Raw genomic sequence first — 5,819 nt, forward strand, 5'->3', positions numbered from 1 at the left:
GCAAAAAAAATATTGGGTGGAAATTCAGCTCGTTGACGAGCTTGGTAAACCCGTTGCGGGCATGCCTTACAAAGTTGAAAACGATGAAACCCGGTGTAAACATTCGAGCAGTAATGAAGGCCAAAGCGACAGTAATGGGCTCATCAGAATAGATCAACTTCACTGGCTTGACCTGACCCTGACAATAGATGCCCAGAAGCTGGCGGATGAAATGGAGACGCGCCCGCTGGGTAGCCACAGTATCGTGATCCCCGAGTGTCATTGTACTGACCATCGGATACTTTTACCCTTCTTGAGTTATTACCATGACACATTTACCTGAACGCCACCTGAAAACCGGCGGCGACCCTCGCCACTTGGCTGAATTCAGCGCGTTACGTAACGAAATGGGCAAGTTACATCATCCCGCCCGTCCGGATGTTGATTGGGGTAGGGTCGAGCAACTGTGTCTGGCGCTGTTTCGCCAGAACGGGGTTGAGTTGCAGACCACGGTAGATTTTACTTTGGCGCGAACTCACATTGCCGGACTCGCAGGATTATGTGAAGGGCTGGAGTTGCTGGCGGGCTTGCTGTCTCATCAATGGAGCGCCTTGTGGCCGCCGCAAACGCATGCGCGGGTTGAATTATTGGCCTGGTTGAGTGACCGATTGCAGCAAGTCTGGCGCACCATGACACTGTGCTATGGCGACCTGGCTCAGGTGTACCGGGCAGAGCGTGCGTTGGAACAGTTGTGCACGCAGTTGCAAACGCTAGAGCTCAAACATCTGAGTAAATTGGATGGGGTGCGCCTGATGTTGCATAACGCCGCACTACGTCTGGAGAGTGCTGAGACCGCCGCTGATACGCCAGACCGATTAAGTATTCCGGTACGGCATGCCGGTGTCTCTGAACCACAACGATAGCGATCTGCATGAGCTGCTGCGCCCGATCCTGCGCGACCATTTCCAGCCCGCGCTATTAGCCCGCTTCCAGACCCTGATCTACCGGCCACTGGATGCCACCGCGTTGCGCACCATCGTCGAGATGAAACTGGCACAGGTCGCTAAACGCCTGAACAAGCATTACGGCCTGCACTGCACGATTGAAGAAAGCCTGTACGACACGCTGGTCACCGCCTGCCTGCTGCCGGACACCGGTGCGCGCAACATCGACAGCCTGCTGAATCAGCAGATCTTGCCGGTATTGAGCCAACAACTGTTAAGCCGTATGAGCGAGCAACAGCGCACCACCTCGCTGACGTTGGGCTGGGATGAAGCCGACGGGATCACGCTGGAGTTTAGTAATGACTGAGGAAAATAAGGACACATTAAAAGAAGGGGGTATCCGGTTGCTGACCTCGGGAGAGACGGAGCTGGCGAAGTCAGTTTTCGGATCAACTATCCAGTACCACACTGTCTGGATCCATCATGGTAGTTACCTGCCTTTTAATCTGCAAGATGAACATACCGCAATGACGCCGAATGGTGAGCTGTATTTTCGCTACTGGTACCGGGATGATTTTTCCTCAACAGTGCCTCATCTGCAGCATCTTTTTATCCACGAAATGTGCCATGTATGGCAGCGTGCCAAAGGAATGAATGTCATTGCCAGAGGATTAATCAGCTGGCTAGTGAGCTACCGATACCAGTTGGATGGGCGACTGTTGTGTGAATATCCCATGGAGCAACAGGCTCAAATTATCGCTGATAATTTTTCTTTACAGACCGAAGGTTATAATACATGGCGCGATCTGCTCGATTCAACGAATGTCACAATTGAGGGTGACATCAGCGAGGGAGTGGTACGGCAAAAATACACAGAAGCTCTACGAGGATTTCCCTGGTGATCATAATAAAACATCGTTTTTTGCGCCCGGCGCTTCTGTCTCTTGCTTGTCTATTCATCCTCACAGGATGCCCTGGTTCAGGTGATCGATTACAACCTGATGAAGATGCTCAGGTCAGCATCTCGGAAAATCGTATCTGTTTTTTGGTCCCGAACGCTGATGATTATCAGCCTGCAAATATTGCGATTAATCCCAGGGGTACACCTCATAGGGAAAAGAAAATTACGTTTGACCCCACGCTTCGTGTAACTGATGGGAAGTTGTGCATTCCTCCCTCTTTTTACTCTTTTCCGGATAAAGGACAGTTCATTGTAGGCTACGTTCTTACATCTAAAGCGCAAAGCAATGTACCTCGGAGAATAGTGGCTGGAATTGAAATTTCAGATAGCCGGGTTTATGGCATTCCGCTTACGGATCGGGAAGCTGCGAGGTAAGTATTGCTTCTGCCGCATAAATATCCCCTGACTATCCGCTCAGTATTTCTCTACCTGTTTACATTTCCAGTAAAATAGCCTGCTTGCTGTCAGTGGTTATGGTGAGTGCATGGGCATGGAAATACAGGTTATCACCACGGAGTAAACCCATGAATCTTACTAATACGCTACAGAGCACATTATCAAAACTCACCGGAACTACTCTGAATCGCTACCGCCTTGATATTCCTTCCTGCCTGTCACCATTGGACGTCGAAGATTTCAGCGGCAATGAGGGACTCAGCAAGATATATCGCTACAATATACTGTTCACCAGCACAGACAAAAATATTGATGCGGACCAATTACTGCGCAAACCAGCAACGCTGACGATGGGGACTGGCTTGTTGCAGAGTTTGATGGAACAGAAGGTGGTACACGGTGTTATCACAGATTTTCGCCGGATATCGGGTTCAGCCGACCAGGTTAATTATCAGATCACGCTAGAACCTTTCATCGCATTGTTGGATAACCAGTACCGAACGCACCGTTTTTTTGTCAATAAATCGGTACCGGAAGTTGTCGGGCAGATACTTCAGGAACATGGCTTTAAGGACTGGGAATATGAGTTTGTCCTGAAACAGACCTACCCAAAACGTGAGCAAATAAACCAGTATCAAGAGACAGACCTTAAATTTATTGAGCGGTTGCTCTCAGAGATGGGGATATTTTATTTCTTCACTTTGCAGCCAGACACCCAGACTGAAGTTGTGCACTTCGCTGATAAGCAGAGTGCCTATAAGTTTGGTAAAGACCTGCCGTTGAACAGCCCGTCAGGCATGAGTGACAGTGGTGCAGAGTCGGTTTGGGGCGTGAGTGTACAGCACAATGTGGTGCAGGCCAGCGTTACTGCCAAAGATTATAACCACCGTGAAGCACAGAAAATACTTCAGTCTGGCAGAACCGATATGACACGCGGCGAGAGTGAAGGGGTGACCTACGGTGACGTGTATCACTACAAACCTCGCCATCTGGATACCGGCGATAAAATCGACCCCACTGCTGAAACCGCCAATTTTCTGGCACGCCTCGACCATGAGCGCTTTTTATCAGTACAGACAACGATTGTTGGCTTGGGTAATGATGCTACCCTCAGCCCAGGGCAGGTACTGACGATAACCGAAACTGTCATTGTTCCGACGCTTCCCACCGTTATGGACAACGGCATCGTCATCACCGGCACCTTTTTTAGTGCCAGCCGCAAGGATGCATTAGTGGTGAACTGGATGGCGGTACCCTACAGTGAAACTCTGTGCTGGCGTCCGGCATTGCTTCCGCGTCCAAAAGTCAGCGGCACCATGATGGCGCGGGTGACCAGCGCGAAGGCCAACGATATCTATGCCTGGCAGGATACCTCTGGTTTGTACCGGGTGAAATTTGATGCAGATCAGGACGATAAAGCACAGGGGCAGGAGAGTATGCCGGTGCGACTCGCCAAACCTTACGGTGGTGATGTGTATGGCATTCACTTCCCGCTGATACAGGGCACCGAAGTGGCCATCGCGTTTCACGACGGTGACCCAGACCGTCCGTATATCGCCCATGCCCTGCATGACTCTCGTCATACCGACCATGTAACCGAAAAAAATAACACCCGCAACGTGATCCGTACCCCTGCTTTCAACAAGCTACGCATGGAAGACAAACGCGGCGAAGAGCACATCAAGCTCAGCACCGAGTACGGCGGCAAGACCCAATTGAACCTCGGGCACAATGTAGATGCTCAGCGAGTTCTCCGCGGTGAGGGGGCAGAGCTACGAACTGATGATTGGGTTAGCATCCGCGGAGGGAAAGGGGTGTTTATCAGTGCGGATAAACAGCCTCAGACACAAGGGCAGATGCTTGATATGCAAGGGGCTATCCGGCAGTTGGAGCAGGCACTGTCACTGGCAAAAAGCCTGAACAAAGCAGCTCAGGCGGCACAAGCTACTCCGGGGGAAACAGACAGCCAGTTACAACTGAACAACGCATTGGAAGAGCTGAGTGAGGCCGGAATATTGGCGCATGCACCGGAAGGCATTGGTATTGTCAGCCCGAAAGCGATTCGTCTCGCCTCTGGTGGTGAAAGTATTGGTTTTATGTCAGGCAAAAATACGGATATCAGCGCTGGCAAGTCATTTACCGTGGCTGCCAGTGATACCGTTAGCCTCTTTGCTCAGGGGGCTGGGATGCAGTTGTATGCCGGAGCCGGAAAAGTGGATATTCAGGCTCAGGGTGATGTGCTCAATGCATCAGCGTTGCAAGATGTCACCATCAGTAGTTCAGAAGGCAGCGTGAAGGTTAATGCCAGTAAGGAGCTGACCCTAAGTTGTGGTGGGGCGTACATAAAAATCAGCGGTGGAAACATCGAACTGGGCTGTCCGGGGAATATCTTGCTTAAAGCTGCAAACGTTGACCAGACTGGTCCCGCGACACTGGACACCCCACCTGTCACTTTCCCTAAAGGTTATAAGGAGAATTTTACCCTGAAAGATCCAGCGTCAGGTGAGATAAAACCTTTTACCCGATACAAGATCACCACCGGTGAGGGTGATGTGTTTGAAGGTGCCTCGGATGCTGTAGGCAAAACCCTACCAATCCATACCGCAATGCCAGCCAGTGTTCAGATAGATTTTCCCGATGAATTGCCAGCAGAAGGTCCCGGATTCTGGATCACGTTAGATCATGATTACCATGGGTTAAAAAATACGGCAATTATGGCCATCAATCGACTGACATCAATGGGCGATGAAGGGCGAGTGTTTGGCTCTGATGGAAAAGACTACATGAATACGAAGAGGGATAAAATTCAGGAATGGCGATCTTTGCCTTCTAATGCGACAGAAGAGATAACGAATACTTCGGCTATTCATCGTTATGGTGCGCAAAGAAAGATTACGCAAACATTCCTGGAGGGAGATGATGGTTGGGCTGTCGGTGGAAAATCGTGGCACTGGATGCCTGTAGTTGCTGATGACGTGTATGAGAAAAAGGACTGAACATGAAATTGAACTTCAGGAAAGTATGTTTATTTTGGGGTGTGCTGGATGTTTTTTATATTGTTAGATTTATCTGGCTTAATGTAGAGCAGGGCCGCATTCCTCTAATTGATGATATTGCCAGTTTCAGCCAATTACTTCCTCAACAGGGAATGTCAGCGCTTGTGATGTTTACGCTATCGCTCTTATTAACTATTTCCATCATATTTTCTGCTGTATTACTTCTTGTCGGCTGGGGAAGAGTTCGCTTATTGGTTTTCGCACAGATACCACTCCGTTTATTATTAGTTGTTCCCTCACTTTCATTTGCCCCCTGGCTGTTAAAACAACTGCATGCCAACGGCATCTTACTTTTAATCACTGTCCTTATTATCTCTGAATTACTGAAATTTAGTTCTTTTGCTTTGACGAGAACGGCTGAAAATGCTCAATAAAGGGAATTTATAATGACTAATTCGACGGCATTTACTTCAATATGCCCTAAGAGCCCGGATGCGTTTACCGGCAAGCAAAAAAAATATTGGGTGGAAATTCAGCTTGTTG

General features: G+C 49.3%; 4 protein-coding genes and 3 pseudogenes. All 7 read left to right on the forward strand.

Annotated features, from left to right (window positions below; all coding sequences use genetic code 11):
• A pseudogene (locus tag AEP37_RS22160) lies at window positions 1-322 on the forward strand (hypothetical protein); the annotation flags it as partial.
• A pseudogene (locus AEP37_RS22165) lies at window positions 306-869 on the forward strand (type VI secretion system ImpA family N-terminal domain-containing protein); the annotation flags it as partial. The pseudogenes AEP37_RS22160 and AEP37_RS22165, both read left to right, overlap by 17 nt.
• 31 nt (window positions 870-900) lie before the next feature.
• Window positions 901-1,290: pseudogene (locus tag AEP37_RS22170) on the forward strand (type VI secretion system ATPase TssH); the annotation flags it as partial.
• Window positions 1,283-1,825, forward strand: coding sequence for a hypothetical protein (locus AEP37_RS22175; RefSeq protein ID WP_049615358.1), 543 nt, complete (start codon window positions 1,283-1,285; stop codon window positions 1,823-1,825). The pseudogene AEP37_RS22170 and the gene AEP37_RS22175, both read left to right, overlap by 8 nt.
• Window positions 1,822-2,259, forward strand: coding sequence for a putative T6SS immunity periplasmic lipoprotein (locus AEP37_RS22180; RefSeq protein ID WP_233420407.1), 438 nt, complete (start codon window positions 1,822-1,824; stop codon window positions 2,257-2,259). Before AEP37_RS22175 ends, AEP37_RS22180 begins: the two co-directional genes overlap by 4 nt.
• A gap of 149 nt (window positions 2,260-2,408) precedes the next feature.
• Window positions 2,409-5,276, forward strand: a complete 2,868-nt coding sequence (locus tag AEP37_RS22185; RefSeq protein WP_244880830.1) for a type VI secretion system Vgr family protein — start codon at window positions 2,409-2,411, stop codon at window positions 5,274-5,276.
• Between the two features lie 2 nt (window positions 5,277-5,278).
• Window positions 5,279-5,710 carry a hypothetical protein gene (locus AEP37_RS22190; protein ID WP_049615359.1) on the forward strand — a complete coding sequence of 144 codons (432 nt, stop codon included), beginning with the start codon at window positions 5,279-5,281 and terminating at the stop codon, window positions 5,708-5,710.
• Window positions 5,711-5,819 lie beyond the last annotated feature (109 nt).

The organism is Yersinia pekkanenii (assembly GCF_001152565.1).
GTDB classification, from domain to species: Bacteria; Pseudomonadota; Gammaproteobacteria; order Enterobacterales; family Enterobacteriaceae; genus Yersinia; species Yersinia pekkanenii.

Bases quoted from the DNA above. Each gene is read 5' to 3' on its own strand.
- AEP37_RS22175 (WP_049615358.1), top strand. From the start codon at position 1,283: ATGACTGAGGAAAATAAGGACACATTAAAAGAAGGGGGTATCCGGTTG.
- AEP37_RS22185 (WP_244880830.1), top strand. From the start codon at position 2,409: ATGAATCTTACTAATACGCTACAGAGCACATTATCAAAACTCACCGGA.
- AEP37_RS22190 (WP_049615359.1), top strand. From the start codon at position 5,279: ATGAAATTGAACTTCAGGAAAGTATGTTTATTTTGGGGTGTGCTGGAT.